This window comes from Microcoleus sp. Pol11C2 (assembly GCF_036701505.1).
Classification (GTDB): domain Bacteria; phylum Cyanobacteriota; class Cyanobacteriia; order Cyanobacteriales; family Microcoleaceae; genus Microcoleus.
In genome coordinates this window covers 16,525-38,590 of sequence record NZ_JAUBQX010000007.1, presented here as the reverse complement: position 1 = coordinate 38,590, position 22,066 = coordinate 16,525, and the positions used below count along the sequence as shown (strand labels likewise).

Below are 22,066 nucleotides of genomic sequence, written 5' to 3'. Positions count from 1 at the left end.
AGTTCGTGAGGCGCAGCTCTTCCGTAAAAATTCCCCTTTTGCCTCTGTTACTATCCGCCCTCGGCGGTTAAAATATTTTAAAAGCTATTTGCCCTTAAATGTTAATATAAATAATTAGGTTCCGAGAGTTTATGAGTAACCGCCAGCCAAAAGTTCCGTTTGTAAATTTCTCCCTGCAACACCAGCCAATCCACTCCCAAATAGCAGAAGCTATGGGAAAAATCATCCAGGAAGGAGACTTTATTTTAGGTCAATCACTGACAGAATTTGAAACAGCATTTGCAGCAGCTTCAGGAGTAAAATACGGCGTAGGAGTCGCTTGTGGAACTGATGCGATCGCTCTGGGACTCCAAGCTAGCGGCATTAATCCGGGCGACGAAATTATCATACCTGCTAACACTTTTATCGCCACCGCGATCGCCGTCCTCCAAGCCAAAGCTATACCTATACTTGTAGATTGTGACCCGGAAACCGCCCTGATTGACCTCACAGCAGCCGAAACAGCAGTTACCTCGAAAACTAAAGCAATTATTCCCGTACACCTCTACGGTCAAATGGTATCGCCCCGGCAGCTTTTAGATTTTGCGAACCGCCACGATTTAATCATATTTGAAGATGCCGCCCAAGCACACTTAGCCGAAAGAGAAGGATACCGCGCGGGCTCCATTGGCAAAGCAGCAGCGTTCAGTTTTTATCCCAGCAAAAACCTCGGTTCTTTTGGCGACGGTGGGATGTTAATTACTAACGATGCAGAACTAGCAGAAAAAATGCGAACTTTCCGCAATTACGGAGCACCAAGTAAATATTTGCACACAGAAATTGGCAGCAACAGCCGCCTCGACAATTTGCAAGCTGCCGTGCTCAATATTAAATTACCTTACTTAGAAAAATGGAATCGCGATCGCACCGACGCCGCCCAACACTACAATACTCTACTAGCACCATTGAAACACAAAGGCATTGTACCGATCGCCAACCACAGCAGCAGCGGTCACATTTATCACCTCTATGTTATCAAAATTACTGAGGAAAGCTCGATCGACCGCAACACCCTTCAGGAAAAACTGGCCCAACACGGCATTCAAACAGGCATACACTATCCCCTACCTTGCCACCTGCAACCCGCCTACCAAAACTTAGGCAATCGGGGCGACTTCCCCCACGCAGAAACCCTGTGCCAACAGATTTTATCATTGCCAATGTATCCCGGATTGAGCAATACTCAGATCGAGCAAGTTGTTCGGGCGATCGTACTATCATTGAATTGCTAATTGTTCATCAAACTTATGCTGCAGGTGTTTCAAGCAGTAAGGTGCGGTTCTCAAAGCGTTTTGCTGTGGAATTAACAAATCTTTAACTCACACCTTAAAACCCGAAAGCGTTGCGAATCCAGCGCGGCAATCTTAAAACTTCTCAAACCATGCACATCCAGCGCAAAATTCGCATTGTTTTCAAGCGATACCTCCTGGGGGAAGGTATCACGGTGCTCCTAGTGCTGCTGTACGCCCCCCTGCTAGTACACTGGTACGACGGCTGGTTGAACAAAAGCATCAGCCTCGAACACGAATATTTCAGCCACGGACTAATTGGTTTGCCCTACGCAGCTTATATTGCTTGGATGAACCGAAAGTGCTGGCGCAGCTTGCCCAACTCACCGCATCCTTTGGCAGGCTTTTTGCTGGTACTAGCCACGCTTTTTTATCTGAGTCGCTTGAGCGATTTAGTAAATTTATCCCTCCCCGTAATGCTGGCCAGCATTTGCTTATCTTTAAAAGGAATTCCCGGCTTGAAATTGCAGGCGATGCCGCTTTTATTCGTATTTCTGGCCTCGCCGAACCACATTCCTTACCTCATAGAACCCTACGCCTTGCCCTTACAGCAATTCATTGCTGAAGCATCAGGCTGGATCTTAATTAAGATTGGTATCAAAGTGAGAGTGGAAGAAATTTATCTGTACGTAAACGAGCGCATTGTAGAAGTTGCTCCACACTGTGCCGGCTTAAAAATGCTGTTTACCAGTCTTTACGTCAGCTTAATTCTGCTGGATTGGACGGGAGTTTGGAACTCTAGCAAAAAAAGTCTTTTGTTTTTAGTGATTACATCCATTATTAGCATCACTTCCAACATTTTTCGCAATACTTTGCTAACTTACTTTCACGGAACCGACAGAGAGGCGCTTTTTAATTGGCTACACGCCGGATGGGGAGGAGATTTGTATTCTGCTTGTATACTAGGGTTATTGGTACTTCTCCTCAACGGGATGGAAAAGTATTTCCCAAGTCAGTCTGGCAATTAATGAAACAGATGATTTCAGCACAGAAACTACTGCGGCGGTATCAATTATCTAAAATTATGGTACTGGTGTTTTTGCTGGTATTGGTTGGGGCAGTAGCAATTCCGGGCTACGCGACGGGAAGGTGGCCTTGGACAAACCCGCCAACCCTTGCCAACCTCAAGCAATTAAGAAGTTTGCGCCAAAACGGGATAAAAATTCCTGGGTGGCAGGTTATAGGCCTTCAGAATAACGTCCAAATTGGCGCTCACAGATGGTTAGTGGAAGAAATTAAAAAGGATAAAACAATTGCCATTTTATTGCTGTTGCCTCAAAATTACCCCAAAAACCAGCCCCAAGTAGAATGGCTAGATATCGATGGATTTCACCGATGGCAAACCGATTCTCATCGCACTTTGAGGTTTACAGTTAAATTAGCACCAATACCCGGCCAGCCACCGCCTAATGTCGAGGCGAGGTTTTTCCGAAGCTGGACTTCCCAACAAACTTTTGCTGTCGTGCAGTGGTACGCTTGGCCTAACGGGGGTTCTCCAACAACCAGCCGCTGGTTTTGGGAAGACAGCATTGCTAGACTGTCGAACCGCCGCGCCTCTTGGGTTGCTGTCAGTATCATCCTTCCCATTCAACCGCAGGGCGAGATTAAGATAGCTCAACCATTGCTGGAATCTCTTGCTGAAAGTATCCAGGCTAAATTAATTACAGAAACTTTTCGGTTTCAGTAAGCAGGTAGGTGCAAATAAATCGGCCTAGGGAGTGGGCGGGTTTTGCCACAATCAACTGCTTCCTAGTAAAGATACGGGTTCAACCCACCCTGAAAAAATATTATTGTTTTTTTGCGCTACTCTATTTAGATGAAACTTACAAATCAGGTCATTATTCAAAATATTACTTTTTTAAATCCTCTGGAAATGCGGGAAAAATCCACTATTAAAAATCGCCTCGCTTTTTCCTTGGCCGGTCTGTATTCAACTGCTTGGACTCTATCTTTTGCTGCTGTATTCTGGGGTTTTAATAGCAAAATTTTTTCGGAAACCGCTTTAGCTCAATCTGTTGTTCCTAGTTCCGAGCGACTCGTGGCGCCACCGCCATTGCGTTTACCGCCACCGCCGCCTGCCAATTTCAACCGGGATATTAACCCAGCTTTTCGGAATCGACCCTACCGCCTGGGCCCGGGAGACCAGATTTCTGTTCAAGTTCAGCGCTTCCCAGAGCTAGGCTTTACAGGTGCAATCAGCCCTGAAGGGGTAATTGTACTGCCGCTAATCGGAACAGTAAATGTGCGCGGTCTTACTGTCGAAGAATCACAGCAGCGCCTCCGGGAGCGCTTTGCCCAATTTATCAAAAATCCTCAAGTCTCGGCTGCTTTGCTGGTTCAGCGCCCCGTAGTGGTGACGGTGACGGGAGAAGTGGCCAGACCGGGTTTTTATCCGCTGCAAACCCCCCAGCTTCCTGCGGCTCTGGCGGCTGCTGCTGGGACTAATCCTACGGCGGAACTGCGGGCGGTGCGGGTGCGGCGGACTCTGCCGGGAGGTGCTGTGGTGGAGCAAGTTGTTGATATTTTGACACCGTTGCAAACTGGTATTGCTCCGCCGGATTTGCGTTTGGAAGATGGAGATGCGATCGTCGTACCGTATAAACAGGTTACGCCCGATCGCAAATCCGATCAAGATTTAGCATCCAGGTACAGCCTCGCGGCGGCGGCTGTCCCCGTCCAAATCACTGTCACCGGAGAAGTCAGCAAACCTGGTTTTTACACGCTTCCGGCGGGTTCTGGTCGAATTTCGGCTGCTTTGGTGATTGCGGGGGGAGTCACGGGAAAAGCCGATTTGCGGGAGGTGCGAGTGCGGCGGACGCTGATGGACGGCTCCTCGGTGGAGGAACCAATCGACCTCTACACTCCCCTAGCAAACGCTAACGATTTGTTCGATTTTCCTTTGGCATCGGGAGATGTGATTGTCATCCCGGAATTGGACGCTAGTACCAAAAACCTAGACTACGACAAAGCTCTGGTTTCGCGGTCTACCCTGATTAAGCCCAGGATCTACGTTCGAGTTTTGAGTTACGCTAGTGGTGGTCTGACCTCGTTCTACGTAGAAAATGGCAGCAGGTTTTTGGATGCTCTCAACAACTTGCCTGTTAATCTTGCTGACTTGCGGAAAATAGCCCTGATTCGGTTCGACGAAAAGCAAGGTAGAGCAATCAACCGTTCGATAGATGCTAAAGCTGCTTTGGAGGGCAATGTTTCTCAGAACCCGATGCTCGAAGATAATGATGTGATTGTGATTGGTAGGAATTTGGTAGAGCGAATTGGTTATGTACTCAATACTTTTACTCGACCATTCCGGGATACTTTGGGATTTATTCTGTTCTTTGAACAGTTGAGAAATGGGGTGACAGATTTGTTCGGCCCATCACGTAATGAGAGGTAGTCATACTATTTTCGATTTTCGACTTGAGATGGGGAATGACTTATGCGATATGGGTTTAGATCGCAAGCCGAAAGTTCTAAGGTTTTTGGGAATGGGTATCATTTGTCAGCAATCATTAGTTATCGTTAACAATTAGCAATCTAAAATCTAAAATCTAAAATCTAAAATCTAAAATCGTCATGACTTTATCCGTTGTTAAACGTTATTTAATTGCTTTCGACCAATACAAGTGGGTGGGACTGGCTACTCTCGCGGTGACTGTTGGCGTGTCGGGAGTAGTGGCTGTGCAGCCAAAGCCTGCGCCAGTTTACGTTGCAATAGGTACGCTGGCCTACGACAGACCGAGCGTGATTTTTTCATCGACTACTACTAAAATTCAACAGGAAGGACAAGAAATAACTAAAGATATGCTGCTGGATACAAGAGTGGTTGAACCAGCAGCCGAAAAACTCATCAAACCCGAAGAAAAATTAAACAAAGAAGAAGCGAAAGAAAAAATACAAGCTTTGGCTAAAAAGCTGGGAAAAGATGTGCAGATAAAGATGCCAAGTAAGAATAATGACCCCAGCGCTTTGATTCAAGTATTGTACAAAAATGGCGATCGCAAAAAAGCAGAAGCGGTAGTAAAGACGCTGATGTACGAAATGGTGGAACACAGCAAAAGTATTAATACTTCTAGACTGCGAGCAACGATCACCCAAATTAACCAGCGTTTGCCGAAAGTAACTCAGGAACTTAGAGAGACGGAAGCAAAACTTGAAGCCTACGAAAAACGAGAAGGGACTTCAATTTTAGCAGCTCAGAGCGGTGCTTTGCCGCAAGCGATTACCAGCAGCCAACAGCAGCAGCGACAACTCCGCGTGCAGTTGGGAGGCATTGAAGCTCAAATTAACAGTTTGCAGGAGCGCTTGGGATTGAATGTGGAGCAAGCTTACGTCGCTCAAGCACTCTCTGCCGATCCAATTATTGCCCAACTGCGAGTGCAATTGTTTTCGATCGAATCTCAGCTCAAAATTCTCCGCAGCGACTTGCAGGAGGAACACCCGAAAATTGTAGAATTGCTCAAACAAAAACAAGCTTTTGAGCAGCAGTTGCAGCAGCGGCAATCTGAGGTACTCGGCGGTAACGGGGTGGCGGCTCCGCTTAGAAGTGCCGCTCGAATTCGGGTAGACTCTTCTTTAGATCCGGCCAGACAGCAGTTAGCTCAAACTTTGATTGCTTTGCAAACGCAGCGGGATGCGGCGCAACAGCAACTCCAAGGAATCGAGAAAACTGAACAGCTATTGCGTCGGGAACACGCGACAATCCCCAACAAGCAGTTAGAACAAGCCCGTTTGGCCCAGCAAGTGGCGTTCAAAAAAGCTCTCTACGACAAGATGCAGTCGGCTTTGGTAGATGCTGAGGCGGCGGTAGCTGAGACAACGGGGAGTTTGAGAATCGCCCAATTGCCACAAACTGATGACGTTGAGTCAAACAAGAGAGGTTTGCCCGTGATGCTGGCGGTGGGCGGATTTGTGGGATTGCTGCTGGGCGGGGGGTTGATATTTTTGTTGGGGATGCTCAACGGCAAGTTTTACAGTTGGGAAGAAGTGCGGGCGGCTTTGGTGGAAAAAGAAGTGCCGATACTGGCAGTTTTGCCTGAAGTGACGGTGTTTGATTCCTACGGCGATGAAATGCCACTCGCCTTGGAGGCAAATTCTCCCTATTTGGAATTTTACGAGCGGTTGCGTACTAATTTGCGCCGCATCGGGAACAAACCTGTGAAGGTGGTGTTGCTGACTTCGGCGGCGCCTTTGGAGGGGAAAAGTTTTAGTGCTTACAATTTGGCAATTGCATCGGCTCGATCGGGTAAACGGACTTTGCTAATTGAAGCAGATTTGCGATCGCCTTCTAACGTTGAATCTTTGAAAATTGCTGCTGATCCTCTGGCGACGGTGGAACCTTTGCACTATTACGGCAATATTAGCGAGTGCGTCCTTTTGGTTCCAGAGGTAGAGAATCTATACGTTGTGCCGAGTCCCGGCTTTTTGCGGCAAGCCTCCGCCGTACTCGAATCGAGCGAAATGCGGAGATTGTTTGAGGATGTTCGCAACCGCTTTGACTTTGTGGTTGTGGATTCTCCGGCTTTGAGCGAGTGCAACGACGCGCTGACTTTGGAACCGTACACCGACGGTATGATTTTGGTGGCGCGGCCTGGTTACACTTTGTCTAGTATGTTGTCTGAGGCTGCAGATCAGTTGCTGGAATCTGAGGATGAGGAGTCGAATAAATCCGGGCCACGGCTGTTGGGAGCGATTATTAACGGTGCTGACATTCCGGTCAAGTTCCGCAATGATCTTGATGAATTGGAGTTGCCTTTGAGTGCGATCGGCGATCGCGCGATTGAAGTGCGATCGAGGCAATTACCGCAGCACTCAAAGCCTAAAAATAAGGCTATTAATAGTAAATTGAGCTAATTTATTTGGCTTAATTCTTGTAAAGCAATCCTCAACGAAATATCAATATATTGTAGGTTGCAACCTAAACAGCTTAAGCTTAAAGCACCGTTAACAGCCAGTCGATTTGAGATTTGAGATTTAAAAATTGACTCCACAGATGAATCTGGGAGCTGGAACTTCGGTCTAAAATTTTTCGCTTATCAACAGTCAACAGTCAACAGTCAACAGTCAACAGTCAATACATGAAAATATGTCAACGCACTATTGATTGGATTCAGGGCGTTTCTGGTGTTTGCTCTGGATAAACTGTTCCAAATCGGCGATCGCATCTTCAAAATCCGACAAATTAATTTTCGCAGGTCTAGTCTTCTTCGGCGGACTCGAAGACTGACTCGAAGACTTCGCCTGAGGCGGTGGAGATTTAGGTTGTGCAGCTTGACTGCTGTTGGATTCTATAGAATCGAACAATTCATCCAGGGACTCAAAAAATGATTGAGCCGAAGCCCGGCGTAAATCTTTCTGGTAGTCGTCATCCGTCATAAGCCACTCCATAGGGTCTAAAATTTGCTAACAAAGTCTGTCCGCCCCGGCGCGTGCAGATATTAGACATGAAAACCGACTAAAACAAGCAGGAGGACAGAATTTAACCGGGCGGTGGGAATGCCTGCGGCTGAACTTGCTGCCCCAATCTAAAACCCGCAACGGGCATAGTCAGCCTTCAAACTGTATTTAACTGTACACCCGCCTACTGAGTGATTTGAGACTTTGTGTAGACCCTGCTCAAAATCATCGACCCTGAAAAAATCTCAGTTAGGGCTCTTTCGTTGTCTAATTAACCCTAGTCTAGTCGAGAATAAGGAGACAGGACTTATGCAAATATTACCGCTGTTCAAGGGTTGCGATGGCAACGCGCCACCTCGAAAGGACGGAGAGACGGTATTTTTTGCTTGAGTCCTAAGATTTCAAAGGCATTAGGAGATTTTAAGGTGACTCAGGGATTTGATTACGATTTAGCAATTATCGGCGCTGGCGTGGGCGGGCACGGTGCGGCCATACACGCGGTTAGCTGCGGGCTGAAAGTGGCAATTATCGAAGCGGGGGACATGGGGGGGACTTGCGTCAACCGCGGCTGCATTCCCTCGAAGGCGCTGTTGGCGGCTTCGGGGCGAGTGCGAGATTTGCGGAATGCCCACCACCTGAAGACTTTGGGAATTCAGTTGGGGAGTGTGGATTTCGATCGCGGGGCGATCGCAAATCACGCTAACACTATTGTTAGCAAACTTCGCGGCGACTTGACCAACAGCCTCAAACGTTTGAACGTGGATGTCATCCAAGGTTGGGGCAAAATTGCCAGTGCTCAAAAAATTACCGTCGAAACCGATAAAGGCGAGAAAACGATTACCGCCAAGGATATTATTCTCGCCCCCGGTTCAATTCCTTTCGTCCCCCCTGGGATAGAAATTGACGGCAAAACTGTATTTACCAGCGACGATGCTGTCAGGTTGGAATCGCTACCGAAATGGATTGCAATTATTGGTAGCGGTTATATCGGTTTGGAGTTTTCCGATATTTACACCGCACTGGGCTGTGAAATCACGATGATTGAGGCTCTAGATCAGTTGATGCCGACTTTCGATCCAGATATTGCTAAGTTAGCAGAACGGGTGTTAATTGCGCCTCGCGATATTGAAACAAAAGTGGGTGTTTTGGCTAAGAAGATTACTCCTGGTTCGCCAGTGATTATTGAATTAGCTGATTTCAAGACTAAGGAAATTGTGGAAGTTTTGGAAGTTGATGCTTGTTTGGTAGCAACTGGCCGAGTTCCTGTCAGTAAGAATTTGGGGTTAGAAACTGTGGGCGTGGAAACGATGCGCGGTTATATCCCAGTTAACGATAAGATGCAGGTTTTGGCTGCGGGAGAACCGGTGCAAAATTTGTGGGCGATCGGCGATGTTAACGGCAAAATGATGTTAGCGCATTCTGCGTCTGCTCAGGGAATTGCTGCGGTGGAAAATATTTGCGGGCGAGCTCGCGAAGTTGACTATTTGAGTATCCCGGCGGCGGCGTTTACTCACCCGGAAATTAGCTATGTGGGGATGACGGAACCTGCGGCTAAAGAGTTAGGAAAAGCTGAAGGGTTTGAGGTAGCTTCTGTCAAGACTTATTTTAAGGGAAATTCTAAGGCTATTGCTGAAGGGGAAACCGACGGTACAGCTAAGGTGATTTACCGGAAAGATACTGGGGAGTTGTTGGGAGTTCACATTTTCGGTTTGCACGCTTCGGATTTGATTCAGGAGGCGGCAAATGCGATCGCCCAGCGCGATTCTGTGAACACTTTAGCATTCCGAGTTCACACGCACCCGACGCTTTCGGAAGTGTTGGATGAGGCGTTTAAACGGGCGGCTGGAGCGGGAAGTCATTAATTTGTAGGGGCTATTTTCTTGTTTTATATCCCCGACTTGTTGAATAAGTCGGGGATTTCGGTATTCTGTTTTAGGGCGGTGGTAGAGCAAGTTAAGGGAGATGAAACTGCTCGGAATTGCATCTTTTAGCATTCTCCAGAACAGGCAAGATGCCTGTTCCACAAAGAGTAAGTTTTTTTGTGGGGAGTATGGGTTGGGCATCCTGCCCGCCCGTCAAAGGCTTATTGAGAAATGACATTCCCTCTTTGCGAATGTTCCTCAATAAAAGCCCGTTGTAATGTATAAATCGCTGTTCGTCCATAAACTGGCAGCTAATCACTTCATAATTTTGGAGCGACAAATCTGCTACTATCTGAAGAGTTCTATCAATTTCTTCGGCCGCTTGGACTGGCGCTTTCAAAACTACTAAAACATCTATATCTGAGTCGGGGTCTGCATCGCCTAGCGCTTGGGAACCGTAGAGTACCATTTGCGTGAGGCGATCGCCGTACAGTTGCTCGAAGTGCGATCGTAAGTCAGTTAGGATGGTTGTGAGTCGATCGTTGATGTTCATATTTGTGATGGAGGGTTGAAGGGCGATAGCAAATAGCGATGATTTTCGCCTACTCCGATTACATTAGATTTTTAGCCTTTCTCAGCAATTTCTTCGGCTTTCTTTTCTCCCTGATATTTTAAGCCTTTGACAGATTTTTTAAAGTCATCATATTTCTCGATCCTTTCTGTTGAATTTTTATTAAGCTGGTAATTGGTTCGGATCTTTTCGATCTCTTCTATAATTAGTTCAGCATCAAACCTAGTATCGCTTGCTAGCAAAATCTTCAACTTATTCAAAAAAACAACAGCTTCTTCTTTCTTCGGAGCATTCTGATGATTATTGAAGAATTGTTCGCATTCACGTCGGATTGTCTCTGAAGCCTTTTCACGAGTCCTCTCAAGTTCTGCTTCAACAATTCGCTCACAAAGTTCGCGAAACAGAATTTTAAAGTTATCGTCGAACTTCTTGAGTGCCTCTAAATCTTTTTCATCTAAATCTTTTGGGGCACTACAGCTTTTTTTGTGAAGATCATGTACTATGTCAATGACACTTCTAGCAAAAGGAAGCTTGTCTAAATGGGGTTTCTCTTTGGAGGCTGCTTCAACGCAGGAATTGACCGCTTTGAACATTGTCATACCTGCGTCGAGTTTTTTCTGAATCTCTTCGTCCTTGATCTCTTGTAGATCGCGATCTTCCAGTCCACAGATAATCTTTGCGTATTTGTGGGCTGCCAATACACTGATCCTCAAAGGAATAATATCTTCTATTTGAGGCTCTTTAAGTTTTTCAGGAAAATTTACTCCTAGTTCCCTCAAATCACCGATTTGGAATACATAACGTGGTTTGAGCAAGAAAGTCTTCTGCCAGCCATATTTTTCCTCTGTCAGTTGTCGCTTTGCTTTATTTCCATCTGAGTCGCTGTCTACAAGGACTATGACTGCTGCTTGCTCAGTATCTCGACCACGTGCTAAGTAAGTCATGTAAGGAACATTTCCAGTTCCTCCAGCAGGCACAATCGTTATTTCATTCAAGTTCAAAGTTTCTAGATCCGACGCACCGCTTCGTTGTAAATGAGTTGCTGCACCTGCTAGCAAAACTTGATCGACAGGCCCCTCAACCATAAGATTACACTGACTGATATAAACAGTTTCAGCAACAAATGCTCCTAATGCAGAACGAAGTGGTTCATAGCGGTTGTTGGCAGCACTTTTAACTACTTTTGTTCCCTCATCTCCAATTCCTTTATTCAAAACACGGATGCGTTCAGAGTGGTTCTTGTCTATGAGAAAAGGAGAGTGAGTAACATAAACTACCTGAGAACTGGGAGTACCATCTTCAGAACTGGCAACTTCTTCAAAAATCTTCAGTAGATCCTGTTGAGCCTGACTGGATAAGTAGGTGTCTGGCTCATCCATGAGAAGAATTTCCGGGATACTATTCGGTGGTTGATACGACTTATGTTGAATAAAATAACTGAGAAAATATTTCAAGCCCGAGCTTCTTTCATCAAAAGAATATTTTGTTTCCGTCCGATCAAGAATACTGAATTCTAAGTTATGATCTTTAGCTTGGACGGTAATTTGAAATTTATTATCTTGTGGCCAATACTTGGGCAAATTCAGATTAGCTGATAGTTGTTTGTTGATTTTATCTATTAATGCTTGGGTATATCCTATATCGTTTTCCGCCATTGCATTTGCTAGTTCAATAATAGCTGTATCGCTAATCTTGGCAATAGTGCATATCATATCATAGGCAAGCTTTATTTCTTTTTCTTGATGTGAGTCCTGGTTATCTGTACTTTTATAGCAATTTTCAAGTTCTTCTAAAAGTTTATTTATGAGTTCATGTCCCTGCTTGTTATCATTAGATGCCTGAGTTATAGTAGCTGAATTTGTTAATAAAGTTTTCAACAACGGTGACTGTTCAATTAGTTTATCTAGCAAAAGCCTAATTTCTGTTCTGCGATCGAAGGATAATAGTTCATATTTTGTACCTTCAGGCTTTTTATTGATGATTTCAACTAATTTTTGAATCGGCACACTATCTGGGAGAGCTGTAGTAGTATCGAGTCTTCTCGTTCTTGGTAGTATCTTCTGAAATTCTTCAAGAAAATCTGATGCTACTGGATATGGTTTTTCATCATGAGGCAGATAAATTATTAATTCTTTTATATTCTTCCTGAATAATAAAAATTTATCAATTTTTTGACTTTTCGGAACTTGAGAAAATTCCGTGATTTGCTCAGCTTCTTCTATGGAAACGCCAGACCATTCAGTAACAAAATCGGGAATACGTGATTTATCCGAAGTGATGAGAAATCTGTCAGAATATCGGCAAAAATCTGATGCGGAGATTTTGTGTCCCTTGTGATCGCGCCCAGTAATTGCTTTCTCTATCGCGGTCAGCAGGTGTGATTTACCTGATTCATTAGCACCCACAACAGCCGTAATTTGTGGCTCGATAGGGACTTTAATGAAGGGGAACCAGAGTTCATTATCATCGGCATGAATTATTTCCCAAGGATGTTTTTTTATCTGTTTTTGGGGCTTTTGGGGATTTGTGGGTTGATTGTCTATAGCGGAGTATTGCCGATGGTGATCCACGTTGAAAGACTTATAGAATCGGATAAAAATTGCATCTAGTCTCATATTTAGAGAAAAATAGAGGAACACGAAATTTTATTATAACTCAACAAGGAGAATTGCAAACAGCCCGATCGCCCTTATAATATCCTTAATATTGGTAAGCCTAAAACCATGTCACTCACACAAACCCAAGTCACCTATACTGAAGCTCAAGCCAATCTTGATGAACTGTGCGAACAAGTCATAAGCGATCGCGATGCCATCATCATCACCCGCAAAGACGGCGAAAACGTAGCCTTAATTGCCGCTGACGAATTGGCAAGCTTACTGGAGACAGTATACCTGCTGCGATCACCCAAAAACGCCGATCGCTTGTTAAGTGCCCTGAAACAGGCAAAAGCCAGAACTGTCAAACCTCTTCCGTACTCTACTTAGGCCGATCGCACAGCAGCAGATTCAGCAACATTTCCTTCATCTTTGCCACTCAAACCAGTCCCAAATTCAGTATATTGCCGCACATTAGGATGGCGAAAACCCAGTACAATATCTTCATTAGGAATACCTGCTGCCAGTAAATCAGTCGCCACTCCTTCTTCGGTATCATCATATTGAATCCAGATTTTATTGCCCATTAAATTGATGTGGATTGGTGTGGCGTGAAGGTACTTGTCACCATTCCAACCAATATCCAAGACTAAGTAGCTTCCTCGTTCCTCATCAAAGATAACTTGGGAATTATATCCGTCAGGTATGGCAGCGCGGTAGTTGGCGTGTTCTTGCAGTAGGGTTTTGATAATTTCTTGGTATCTTAATCGGGTATTCATTGAACTATCGCCTCACTTTTATCATCAAAAACAATCAGTTTTACAATCTGATTTTTTAATAACACTTGTCCTAATTCTATGGTAAATACGCTATTAAAAATTGGTTGAGGAATTGCCAAATAGAGACTTCTATCGATCCGCATTTCATTAAGCACTTGGCGGTAAAGAATGTACTGTCCCAAAGCCTGCTCCAAATCTTTTACATCCGATCGCCCTACAAAACTCTTGACCTCAACAACAATTTTTTCGGTTCCTTTTTCAGCATTAATTAGACGTTCTGCACCCAGGTCAGCAGATAAACGCTTGCGACCAATCTGCAGGGGAAATGGATCGTGAGTAATCGTCCAGCCATCCTTTTGTAGGGCACGCTTAACTGTATCGTGATAAATATCTTTAGCTGAGACGCATTAGCACTCTGATTAGGAGGATTTACTGTAACCATTATATAATACGTTGAAACTTGTTACGATCGCCCTTTATCCCCCTATCATGCTTCAAATCCGCCGTCGTCCCCCTAGCACATCAGTCTCCGTACTCTACCTCAGCTACCAAATCGCCGTACCCGACGCCGAACCCCAGCACATCCTCGAAGAAATCGTCTGGCAAAAAGAAACTGAAGTGGCCCAAAAGCGCGATCGCACCCCGTTAGCCGATCTTCACAAAAAACTCCCCTTTGCACCGCCAACCCGCGACTTTCTTGCTGCCCTCAAAAACGGCAAAACCACACCCGCTATCATCGCCGAAGTTAAAAAAGCTTCCCCCAGCAAAGGCGTAATTCGCGAAGATTTCGACCCGGTTGCGATCGCTCTAGCTTACCAACAAAACGGCGCCAGTTGCATCTCCGTACTCACCGATGAAAAGTTCTTTCAAGGCAGCTTCGACAACCTCGCTAAAATCCGCGCCGCCGTCGATTTACCCTTACTTTGCAAAGAGTTTATTATCTATCCCTACCAAATCTATCTCGCCCGGATTCACGGCGCCGATGCTGTATTGTTAATCGCAGCCATTCTGTCAGATAAAGACTTACAATACTTTGTAAAAATTGTCAAGACTTTGGGCATGACAGCTTTGATAGAAGTTCACACTCTCGAAGAACTCGATCGAGTATTAACCCTAGAAGGCGTCAACCTGATCGGTATCAACAACCGCAACCTAGCAGACTTTTCCGTCAGCCTAGAAACTACCACTCAACTATTAGCCGCTCGACAAACCGAAATCCAAGCAAAAAGCATCCTCATCGTCAGCGAGTCAGGAATCCACACTCCCGACGACTTAAATCAAGTTGCCAGTGCCGGAGCCGGGGCCGTCCTCATCGGTGAATCTTTAGTCAAACAGCCCGATCCGGGTGCTGCTTTAGCCTCGCTTGCCGATCGCCCTCCCAGCCTGTGAAAGGCGAGACCGCTTGACAAACCACCCTTAATTCTGATAAAAAATGATTAAGTAGGTAAATAATGAGAATTTCTAGCCTGCATCGACTCAAGCGCTACTGTAAAAAAAAATAGCACTCAAAGCTATATTGTATAGAAATATTTTGCCAGAAAGCAATTAAATCTATTCTGTAAGCGGGTCGATCGCAAGATTTAGCGTGTCCAACGCACCCAGCCCCGAATATTCGATCGGCAAAGCAGGGGGTTATTGTACGGTTAGAAAACAAATAAAAAATCGGGCATCTAATGTTCACCTGTGATGCCTCATGCAATTGCAATGGGGTATCGGTTCGCTGAGGTATATTAGCTTTCATGGAGCCAATCCCCCTTCCTTCGTACATTCATTATGAATTGCTACTTCAATTGTTAGAACGCAAAACGATGTTTGCTGTCAGTCCACAATCGCCGCAGCAGCAACAAGTGCACCAACTTATTATTACACTGCGTAAAGCCCTTGCCATCCAAAAGCAATTAGAACAAAGCTGCGAGCGATCGAACTTAGCGGTAGAACACCGCTGGTCTCTAAATGAAATTAACCACAAGGGAGTTAAAAGTTAAAAAAGTTAGAGTAGCGACGTGACGTATCGTATTTGATTTATTCTATATAACTCCCACAGAAAAACTTAGGACAATATCATGGACAACAAATTAATGCTGATGATTCCCGGCCCGACGCCGGTACCTGAAGCGGCCTTGTTAGCGATGGCAAAACACCCGATGGGCCACCGCAGCAAGGAATTTGACGGGATTTTTGCAGAATGTACCGAAAATTTGAAATGGCTGCACCAAACTAAAAGTGACGTGCTGAGTTTAACCGTTTCCGGTACCGGCGCGATGGAAGCTGGGATAATTAATTTCCTGAGTGCGGGCGATCGAGTTTTAGTCGGCACTAACGGCAAATTTGGTGAACGTTGGGCTGAAGTCGCCGAAGCTTACGGTTTAAACGCCGAAATTATTAAAGCCGAGTGGGGCCAACCTTTAGACCCCGAACACTTCCGCGAAAAACTCGAAGCAGATACAGAGAAGCAAATCAAAGCTGTCATCATCACCCACTCGGAAACCTCCACCGGCGTCCTCAACGACCTCGAAACCATCAACCGCCACGTTAAAGCCCACGGTGAAGCTTTAATTATGGTCGATGCTGTCACTAGCTTAGGCGCTGTCAATATTCCGATGGACGCTTGGGGAATCGATGTCATTGCTTCGGGTTCTCAGAAAGCTTACATGATTCCTCCAGGTTTGGGTTTTGTGGCCGTCAGTCCCAAAGCTTGGGAAGCTTACAAAACTGCGAAACTGCCCCGCTATTATTTGGATTTGGGTAAATATAGCAAAGACGCTGCCAAAAATACCACTCCTTTTACTCCCCCTGTCAATATGTTTTTTGCCCTGCAAGCATCGCTGCAGATGATGAAAACAGAAGGGTTGGAAAATGTTTTCGCGCGACACAAACGCTTAATGAAAACTACTCGTGCTGCTGTCAAAGCTTTAGGTTTGCCGTTGTTTGCTGCTGACGATGCCGCCAGCCCTGCGATTACCTCGGTTATGCCACCAGCGTCCGTAGATGCTCAAAAAGTGCGGACTTTGATGAGAAAGAGATTTGACATTGCTCTCGCCGACGGACAAGACCATTTGAAAGGTAAAATCTTCCGAATCGGTCATTTGGGCTTTGTGTGCGATCGCGATATTCTAGCAGCAATTTCCTCTTTAGAAGTCGTTTTGCGAGAATTGGGTCATGAAGGCTACACTCCTGGTGCCGGGGTTGCCGCTGCTGCCAAGTTCTTGGCTGAATCCTAATCTCAGTTGTTAAAGGATTTTGGATTTTTGATACTCTCTAAAATCTAAAATCCTTTTAATATGCTTCGGATAACCAATCAAAGATTTTATCCAACTGTTCGAGAGTGACTAAACCGTATTGCCACAGAACCATCGGCAAGGAATTCGGGTCTTTATCAGGCTGCCGCTGTTTGTTATCGCCGACACGTTCGGCGACAGCAATTGACGCGGGCGAAATTGCCAAATCTTCTTGTAAAAATCGAATTAATCTAGTGTATTTAGCGGGTGCCATGTGATTTCACCTCTAAGTATAGGACACCATTTTCTGATGTGAACCTGATGTTTTTGATGAGTAATAAGCCAGTTTTAAATTTGTCTTGTAACCGTCGATAGCTGTTAAAACACTATTAGCGGTTAAACTGCCAAACATAATGCTGAGTGCGACTGTAAAGCGAACCTTTCCCAACAAGTGAAAGGTTTTGCAATTTTGCTGATGTCGGCCCGATCGAATTGCGATCGCGATCGAACTTAAACTGAATACCTCGGCATCTTTGCAGCGCGAATCAGAATTTATTCTGCTACCTAAAACTACTAAACCAGGTTCAGAGTTTAACTTCATCTGCCGAAATGCAGAATCCGCAAATCTACTTCGGCAAATTTAGTTAGATATTTCGATCAAACCCAAAACTGCTACCCGAAGTTAAGTTTGCCAATTACCGCCAATTAACTTGGCTCGTAGCATATTACTTTAGATAGGTTTAGTAGATTTACCTCGCTCGCCAGAACTTCCAGAGAATTTCTTTTCGTGTTGCTATACCTTGAGGCTGAGTATCGTCTCTCAGGATTGGTAACGAGTCGCTGACTCGTCTCATACCTGCGACCAACAATCTACAGCTTCCGGAAACAAGCTCAAGTCCTGACTGGCTGAGATCGACATCGTAGCAAATCTTCGGGTGTTTGTACTGAATCTTACATTAATATTCTAATAGATTTAATCAATTTTTGTAAAGTTTCTAAATTTTCGCCGGTATTCCGAAGGCAGGGGGCTCTCTGGGCGATGGAAAGCGGGGGATTGTGTCTGTCTGCAGGTTTTACTGAAACAGTCCGCAGTTTTACTGAAAAAACTCGATTTCAAGACGATCGCCCACTTTGACACCGAGTTCAGCAGCCCGCCCGCCCCGGAGTTCAATAACTCGATCGACAGCAGTATCGGGCCCGTAGGTAGGACAAGGATCGGCAGTACAAGGAGGTGCAGAAACTTCGATCGCCTCAACCACCCCATCCCGGACAAAAATCATATCCAGAGAAATCTTGCAATTTTTCATCCAAAAATTGACCCCCCGCGCCGGTTTAAACTCAAACAGCATTCCTCTGTCATCCGGCAAAGAAGTTCTGTACATTAAACCCATAGCCTGCTGTTCCACTGTTTTCGCCACTTCGAGTTCGATTGGGCGATCGCCTATCCGAGCTCTAGCAGAAACAGGCAGCACTTGACCCGATGTTTTCGCCGTCGGAGACTGATCCGCCACAATACCAGTAGCACCAGCATTGGCAATCGGTAAAGTCGGCGAACATCCCAGCAAAAATATACTTACTCCAATACCGAGCAAAGTAGCTAAATAATTCATATTGATTTTAGATTTTAGATTTTAGATTTTAGATTGCTAATTGACCATTGGACATTGGATATTGGACATTGGAACTAGCCAACAGTCAACACTCAACAGTCAACTGACTGCTTCAAGCTTCCCGCATCACATAGCCAACACCGCGCACCGTCTGAATCAAGCGCTTTTCGCCCTCATCTTCAATCTTGAGGCGCAGATAGCGGATGTAAACCTCAATTACATTCGACTCGCCCAAAAAGTCGTAACCCCAAACATTTTCCAGAATTTGTTCCCGAGTCAAAACCTCGCGGGGATGTTCCATCAAATACTTTAGCAGCTCAAATTCCTTCATCGTCAGGTCGATCGCCCGTCCATTGCGCAGGGCCCGCCTAGAGGCCAAATCCAAAACTAAATCGCCAAACCTCAATTGTTCGGTGCTGCTGTTATCCGGCTGCAAATACAAGCGCACCAACTGCAAAAACTCCTCAGTGCGGTAAGGTTTGAGAAAATAATCATCCGCCCCAGCTTCCAGACAAGCTACGCGATCGTCAACTGTATCACGACCGACCAATAACAGCACCGGCACCCGATTTCCAATACTTCTGAGGTGAGAACACAGTGACAGCCCCGACTCAGGTCCCAGTATCCGGTCAATTACAATCAAAGCTGGCTGCAATTCATGGGCTAAATGTTGGCCGGTGGCGGTATTAGAAGCCACTACCGGTTCGTAACCGGAGGATTTTAAGTCGAGACTCAAGTGTCCGGCGAGAACTTCGTCTGTTTCAACTAGCAGGACACAGGGATTGCGATCGAGAGTAATTGCAGCCATTGAATTGACCGGTGAAGACCATAACTGTTCTAGCACGTTTGACGGCCGTTGGTTGTTAACTGTTGGTTGTTGGCTGTTGACTGTTGGCTGTTGACTGTTGTTATTTGTTGTTATTAGACTTCTCCTAAAAACCAGATTTTGAACAGGCATCCTGCCTGTTCCACGATAATTATGGGAGATGTGTATTCGTTATGGGTTATTTGCGAGTTGCTACCCCTTACCAATTCCCAATTCTATAAGGCCCCATGCCCCATGCCCCATGCCCCATCCCTCCGCTTCGCTCCGCCCAATTCCCAATTTAAATTATGACCATCATCGTATTCGGCAGTATCAACATCGACCTAGCAGCAAAAACTCCCCGGTTGCCGCAGCCAGGGGAAACTATCATCGGTAGCAATTTTTTCACGGCCAGCGGCGGCAAAGGAGCAAATCAAGCCGTCGCCGCCGCCCGTCTCGGCACTTCCATCCACATCATCGGTCGCGTCGGTAACGATAAATTTGCTGAAGAATTATTGACAAGTTTACAATCTTATGGTGTAAATACAGACAATGTATTAATAGACCAAAACACTCATTCAGGTGTGGCAATTATCGCCGTAGACGAGACAGGTCAAAATAATATTATTGTGATTCCGGGGGCGAATAACAATGTCGGTGAAGCAGATATAGAACGTCTCAAAAAACTGTTACCGTCAGCTACATCGTTGCTGTTACAATTAGAAATTCCCCTGGAAGTTGTCCAAAAAGCTGCGAAAGCTGCTCGTCAAGCGGGGGTGCGAGTTATTCTCGATCCAGCGCCGGCTAGGGCGGATTTGCCACTGGAACTTTATCCGCTAATTGACATTATCACGCCGAATGAAGTGGAAGCGGGCCAGTTAGTCGGTTTTCGGGTGAATGACACTGAAACAGCGATTGTAGCTGCCAAACAGTTGCAGGAGCGGGGTGTTAAGAATGTTATTGTCAAGTTGGGCGATCGGGGCGCTGTTGCTGTTACGGCGGATGAAACCTTTTTTGTACCGGCTTTTGCTGTGGAGGCGATCGACACTGTGGCCGCTGGCGATGCTTTTAACGGCGGGTTGGCCTCCGCATTAGATGCCGGTCTGTCCTTGTCAGAGGCGGTGCGATGGGGGGCAGCAGCGGGCGCTTTGTGCACAACTAAAGTGGGTGCTCAAGTGGCTATGCCCGATCGGGCAACTTTTGATAAATTTTTGCAGAATTTAATTTGAATTTGTCAGGTGCGCGTTAGTTGAATTTGTAGGGTGCGGAATGCCCACCCTACTTAAATTTGTAAGGTGCGGAAGGCGCACCCTACTTTAACTATTTTTATTTAATCGTCGTCTTTGAATTCTTTGGCTAAGCGATCGAGTCTGTCGTTCGTTTCTTTAGTAAACTTGAGTAACCCAACGCTCACAATATTTGATGTTAATCCGCCAGCGGTGGCAAGTTTTCCTTCTGGGAGTTTGCCAAAAAATAGCAGTCCGATGCCTAAAATACTGATAGAGGCCCTTACTATTGTTAACCCAAGAGTCACGTTAAAACTGAATTTAGCTTGACGTAAACGTTCTCGAATGACATCACGCTCGATTTTGCCGGAATTATCAGAGGGCGATGGTTGGTTGTTTTTGAATTTCTTGTTAGGCATTTGTTTTCTTTGAACTCTCTAATATTATTGAAATGCAAGGAAAGTTGAGTTCAAGGTTAAGATCAGTTGAGAAAGAAGGTTGAGGGAGTTGACTTTTGGTTGACTTGTAGTTGAGATTGGATTTATAATCACATTAATTTTATCTGGAGGCATCATGGGGCGATCGCTCAAAGTTTCTCCAGGGTGTATCGAACAAGTCAAATCGGCTTTAGCACGCAACGGCTTTCCGAGTCAGAAGGCTTTGGCTGAAGAATTGGACATTGGGCTATCCACAGTCAAGAAATTTTTGACGGGACAACCTGTTGATTACTCATATTTTCTGGAAATTAGCGGAAGATTGGGGTATGAATGGAGAAATATCGTACATAGAGACGAAACTATCCCTAAGCCTCTCTTCGAGGAAACCTCAGCTTTCATCACTGGTACTCCCATCACCCACCCGCATCACTTTTTCGGGCGGCAGAAAGAACTAAAACGCCTATTCGACTTACTGAAACGCCGTCCCCTGCAAAATGCTGCCATTATCGGCAAGAGGCGCACTGGCAAGACTTCTTTACTGCACTACTTGAAAAATATTACCACCACCCCAACAGAACAGTTGCGCCCCGGTCAAAAATCTGACTGGTTGCCCCATCCAGAAAACTATCGTTGGATTTTCGTAGATTTTCAAGATGTGCGACGGCAAAATCGGGAAGGGCTGCTGCGCTACATTTTAGAATCCCTAAAAATGTCAGTTCCCAGCCCTTGCGACTTAGATAGATTTATGGATGTGGTTAGCAGTAATTTACATCAGCCTACAGTCATCCTATTAGATGAAATTGGCACAGGATTGCAACGCTGTCCCGAATTAGATGATGGGTTTTGGGAGAGTTTGCGCTCTTTGGCAACAAACCAAACCCATGGAAATTTAGGCTTTGTCTTGGCAACTCCAGAATTACCGATCGAATTAGCGCGCAGTACGGGACATAGTTCGCCTTTTTTCAATATCTTTGGATATACCACAACTCTGGGTGCTTTGACTGAAGCTGAAGCGCGCGAGTTGATAGCCAGTTCGCCCATGCCTTTTCCGGCTGAGGATGTCGAGTGGATTTTGACTCAAAGTAAATGCTGGCCTCTGCTGCTGCAAATCCTTTGTCGAGAACGATTATTTAGTCTGGAAGATGGGGAAATCGGGGATGATTGGCATGAAGAAGGGTTAGAGCAACTAAAACCCTTTGCTGATTTACAATCTCTATAAAATGAAACTAACATTTTTAGA

22 protein-coding genes are annotated in these 22,066 nt (G+C 45.5%); 12 read left to right on the top strand and 10 right to left on the bottom strand.

The annotated features are described in order from the left end of the window. Positions 1–131: 131 nt before the first annotated feature. From QUA42_RS06620 to QUA42_RS06600, 5 genes are all read left to right on the top strand, one after another. Positions 132–1,271, top strand: coding sequence for a DegT/DnrJ/EryC1/StrS family aminotransferase (locus tag QUA42_RS06620; RefSeq protein WP_333136180.1), 1,140 nt, complete (start codon positions 132–134; stop codon positions 1,269–1,271). A 149-nt stretch (positions 1,272–1,420) separates the two neighbouring features. After that, positions 1,421–2,296 (top strand): cyanoexosortase B, encoded by an 876-nt coding sequence (gene crtB / locus QUA42_RS06615; protein ID WP_333136178.1) that lies wholly within the window; start codon positions 1,421–1,423, stop codon positions 2,294–2,296. Continuing rightward, on the top strand, positions 2,296–3,015 hold the full coding sequence (locus tag QUA42_RS06610) for a cyanoexosortase B system-associated protein (RefSeq protein ID WP_333136176.1): 720 nt from the start codon (positions 2,296–2,298) through the stop codon (positions 3,013–3,015). Before crtB ends, QUA42_RS06610 begins: the two co-directional genes overlap by 1 nt. Before the next feature lie 129 nt (positions 3,016–3,144). After that, positions 3,145–4,722, top strand: coding sequence for a polysaccharide biosynthesis/export family protein (locus QUA42_RS06605; RefSeq protein WP_333136174.1), 1,578 nt, complete (start codon positions 3,145–3,147; stop codon positions 4,720–4,722). A gap of 179 nt (positions 4,723–4,901) precedes the next feature. Next, the gene (locus QUA42_RS06600; RefSeq protein WP_333136172.1) at positions 4,902–7,178 is read left to right on the top strand and encodes a lipopolysaccharide biosynthesis; all 2,277 of its coding nucleotides are present in this window, start codon (positions 4,902–4,904) and stop codon (positions 7,176–7,178) included. Positions 7,179–7,421: 243 nt separating this feature from the next. Here QUA42_RS06600 and QUA42_RS06595 read toward each other — a convergent pair whose 3' ends face one another. After that, entirely contained in the window at positions 7,422–7,700 is a 279-nt protein-coding gene (locus QUA42_RS06595; RefSeq protein ID WP_333136170.1) for a hypothetical protein, read from the bottom strand. 446 nt (positions 7,701–8,146) lie between these two features. On the opposite strand from QUA42_RS06595, the gene lpdA reads away from it, so the two are divergent. Beyond that, a complete protein-coding gene (gene lpdA, locus QUA42_RS06590; RefSeq protein WP_333136168.1) occupies positions 8,147–9,583 on the top strand; it encodes a dihydrolipoyl dehydrogenase in 1,437 nt (478 codons plus the stop codon). Positions 9,584–9,674: 91 nt separating this feature from the next. Here the strand turns inward: lpdA and QUA42_RS06585 are convergent, their stop codons facing one another. Together QUA42_RS06585 and QUA42_RS06580 are read right to left on the bottom strand one after the other, a co-directional pair. Beyond that, positions 9,675–10,136, bottom strand: coding sequence for a nucleotidyltransferase domain-containing protein (locus tag QUA42_RS06585; RefSeq protein WP_333136166.1), 462 nt, complete (start codon positions 10,134–10,136; stop codon positions 9,675–9,677). Positions 10,137–10,207: 71 nt separating this feature from the next. After that, positions 10,208–12,769, bottom strand: coding sequence for an AAA family ATPase (locus QUA42_RS06580; protein WP_333136164.1), 2,562 nt, complete (start codon positions 12,767–12,769; stop codon positions 10,208–10,210). Positions 12,770–12,877: 108 nt separating this feature from the next. On the opposite strand from QUA42_RS06580, the gene QUA42_RS06575 reads away from it, so the two are divergent. Continuing rightward, a complete protein-coding gene (locus QUA42_RS06575; RefSeq protein WP_333136162.1) occupies positions 12,878–13,141 on the top strand; it encodes a type II toxin-antitoxin system prevent-host-death family antitoxin in 264 nt (87 codons plus the stop codon). Here the strand turns inward: QUA42_RS06575 and QUA42_RS06570 are convergent. Then, complete coding sequence (locus QUA42_RS06570) at positions 13,138–13,530, bottom strand: XisI protein (protein ID WP_333136160.1); 393 nt, start codon at positions 13,528–13,530, stop codon at positions 13,138–13,140. The genes QUA42_RS06575 and QUA42_RS06570 overlap by 4 nt on opposite strands. Further along, a complete protein-coding gene (locus QUA42_RS06565; RefSeq protein WP_333136397.1) occupies positions 13,527–13,919 on the bottom strand; it encodes an element excision factor XisH family protein in 393 nt (130 codons plus the stop codon). Before QUA42_RS06565 ends, QUA42_RS06570 begins: the two co-directional genes overlap by 4 nt. A 100-nt stretch (positions 13,920–14,019) precedes the next feature. Here QUA42_RS06565 and trpC point away from each other — a divergent pair, with 100 nt between their 5' ends. The 3 genes from trpC to QUA42_RS06550 all read left to right on the top strand — a co-directional run bounded on the left by trpC (position 14,020) and on the right by QUA42_RS06550 (position 16,751). After that, positions 14,020–14,919 carry an indole-3-glycerol phosphate synthase TrpC gene (trpC, locus tag QUA42_RS06560; protein ID WP_333136395.1) on the top strand — a complete coding sequence of 300 codons (900 nt, stop codon included), beginning with the start codon at positions 14,020–14,022 and terminating at the stop codon, positions 14,917–14,919. 350 nt (positions 14,920–15,269) lie between these two features. After that, positions 15,270–15,515: a DUF5340 domain-containing protein gene (locus tag QUA42_RS06555; protein WP_041623669.1), complete on the top strand. Its 246-nt coding sequence runs from the start codon at positions 15,270–15,272 to the stop codon at positions 15,513–15,515. A 78-nt stretch (positions 15,516–15,593) separates the two neighbouring features. Next, complete coding sequence (locus QUA42_RS06550; protein ID WP_333136158.1) at positions 15,594–16,751, top strand: alanine--glyoxylate aminotransferase family protein; 1,158 nt, start codon at positions 15,594–15,596, stop codon at positions 16,749–16,751. 55 nt (positions 16,752–16,806) lie between these two features. Here the strand turns inward: QUA42_RS06550 and QUA42_RS06545 are convergent, their stop codons facing one another. The 4 genes from QUA42_RS06545 to nblR all read right to left on the bottom strand — a co-directional run bounded on the left by QUA42_RS06545 (position 16,807) and on the right by nblR (position 19,166). Continuing rightward, the gene (locus tag QUA42_RS06545; RefSeq protein WP_333136155.1) at positions 16,807–17,022 is read right to left on the bottom strand and encodes a DUF2949 domain-containing protein; all 216 of its coding nucleotides are present in this window, start codon (positions 17,020–17,022) and stop codon (positions 16,807–16,809) included. Between the two features lie 12 nt (positions 17,023–17,034). Then, entirely contained in the window at positions 17,035–17,349 is a 315-nt protein-coding gene (locus tag QUA42_RS06540; RefSeq protein WP_333136153.1) for a hypothetical protein, read from the bottom strand. A 493-nt stretch (positions 17,350–17,842) separates the two neighbouring features. Then, positions 17,843–18,358, bottom strand: a complete 516-nt coding sequence (locus tag QUA42_RS06535) for a DUF192 domain-containing protein (RefSeq protein WP_333136151.1) — start codon at positions 18,356–18,358, stop codon at positions 17,843–17,845. Between the two features lie 112 nt (positions 18,359–18,470). Next, positions 18,471–19,166 (bottom strand): response regulator transcription factor NblR, encoded by a 696-nt coding sequence (gene nblR, locus QUA42_RS06530; protein ID WP_333136149.1) that lies wholly within the window; start codon positions 19,164–19,166, stop codon positions 18,471–18,473. A 305-nt stretch (positions 19,167–19,471) separates the two neighbouring features. Between nblR and rbsK the strand changes: the two genes are divergently transcribed. Then, positions 19,472–20,392 carry a ribokinase gene (rbsK, locus tag QUA42_RS06525; protein ID WP_333136147.1) on the top strand — a complete coding sequence of 307 codons (921 nt, stop codon included), beginning with the start codon at positions 19,472–19,474 and terminating at the stop codon, positions 20,390–20,392. A gap of 101 nt (positions 20,393–20,493) precedes the next feature. Here rbsK and QUA42_RS06520 read toward each other — a convergent pair whose 3' ends face one another. Then, entirely contained in the window at positions 20,494–20,808 is a 315-nt protein-coding gene (locus tag QUA42_RS06520; RefSeq protein WP_333136145.1) for a TRADD-N-associated membrane domain-containing protein, read from the bottom strand. Between the two features lie 154 nt (positions 20,809–20,962). On the opposite strand from QUA42_RS06520, the gene QUA42_RS06515 reads away from it, so the two are divergent. After that, positions 20,963–22,045: an ATP-binding protein gene (locus QUA42_RS06515; protein ID WP_333136143.1), complete on the top strand. Its 1,083-nt coding sequence runs from the start codon at positions 20,963–20,965 to the stop codon at positions 22,043–22,045. The last annotated feature ends 21 nt before the right edge of the window (positions 22,046–22,066 follow it).

Excerpts from the sequence above, each read along its gene's own strand:
- QUA42_RS06555 (WP_041623669.1), top strand. The coding sequence starts at position 15,270 with ATGGAGCCAATCCCCCTTCCTTCGTACATTCATTATGAATTGCTACTT.
- QUA42_RS06575 (WP_333136162.1), top strand. The coding sequence starts at position 12,878 with ATGTCACTCACACAAACCCAAGTCACCTATACTGAAGCTCAAGCCAAT.
- QUA42_RS06515 (WP_333136143.1), top strand. The coding sequence starts at position 20,963 with ATGGGGCGATCGCTCAAAGTTTCTCCAGGGTGTATCGAACAAGTCAAA.
- QUA42_RS06550 (WP_333136158.1), top strand. The coding sequence starts at position 15,594 with ATGGACAACAAATTAATGCTGATGATTCCCGGCCCGACGCCGGTACCT.
- QUA42_RS06600 (WP_333136172.1), top strand. The coding sequence starts at position 4,902 with ATGACTTTATCCGTTGTTAAACGTTATTTAATTGCTTTCGACCAATAC.
- QUA42_RS06605 (WP_333136174.1), top strand. The coding sequence starts at position 3,145 with ATGAAACTTACAAATCAGGTCATTATTCAAAATATTACTTTTTTAAAT.
- QUA42_RS06610 (WP_333136176.1), top strand. The coding sequence starts at position 2,296 with ATGAAACAGATGATTTCAGCACAGAAACTACTGCGGCGGTATCAATTA.
- crtB (WP_333136178.1), top strand. The coding sequence starts at position 1,421 with ATGCACATCCAGCGCAAAATTCGCATTGTTTTCAAGCGATACCTCCTG.
- nblR (WP_333136149.1), bottom strand. The coding sequence starts at position 19,166 with ATGGCTGCAATTACTCTCGATCGCAATCCCTGTGTCCTGCTAGTTGAA.
- QUA42_RS06595 (WP_333136170.1), bottom strand. The coding sequence starts at position 7,700 with ATGACGGATGACGACTACCAGAAAGATTTACGCCGGGCTTCGGCTCAA.
- QUA42_RS06570 (WP_333136160.1), bottom strand. The coding sequence starts at position 13,530 with ATGAATACCCGATTAAGATACCAAGAAATTATCAAAACCCTACTGCAA.
- QUA42_RS06585 (WP_333136166.1), bottom strand. The coding sequence starts at position 10,136 with ATGAACATCAACGATCGACTCACAACCATCCTAACTGACTTACGATCG.
- QUA42_RS06535 (WP_333136151.1), bottom strand. The coding sequence starts at position 18,358 with ATGAATTATTTAGCTACTTTGCTCGGTATTGGAGTAAGTATATTTTTG.
- QUA42_RS06520 (WP_333136145.1), bottom strand. The coding sequence starts at position 20,808 with ATGCCTAACAAGAAATTCAAAAACAACCAACCATCGCCCTCTGATAAT.
- QUA42_RS06545 (WP_333136155.1), bottom strand. The coding sequence starts at position 17,022 with ATGGCACCCGCTAAATACACTAGATTAATTCGATTTTTACAAGAAGAT.
- QUA42_RS06540 (WP_333136153.1), bottom strand. The coding sequence starts at position 17,349 with ATGAAGTTAAACTCTGAACCTGGTTTAGTAGTTTTAGGTAGCAGAATA.
- QUA42_RS06580 (WP_333136164.1), bottom strand. The coding sequence starts at position 12,769 with ATGAGACTAGATGCAATTTTTATCCGATTCTATAAGTCTTTCAACGTG.
- QUA42_RS06620 (WP_333136180.1), top strand. The coding sequence starts at position 132 with ATGAGTAACCGCCAGCCAAAAGTTCCGTTTGTAAATTTCTCCCTGCAA.
- rbsK (WP_333136147.1), top strand. The coding sequence starts at position 19,472 with ATGACCATCATCGTATTCGGCAGTATCAACATCGACCTAGCAGCAAAA.
- trpC (WP_333136395.1), top strand. The coding sequence starts at position 14,020 with ATGCTTCAAATCCGCCGTCGTCCCCCTAGCACATCAGTCTCCGTACTC.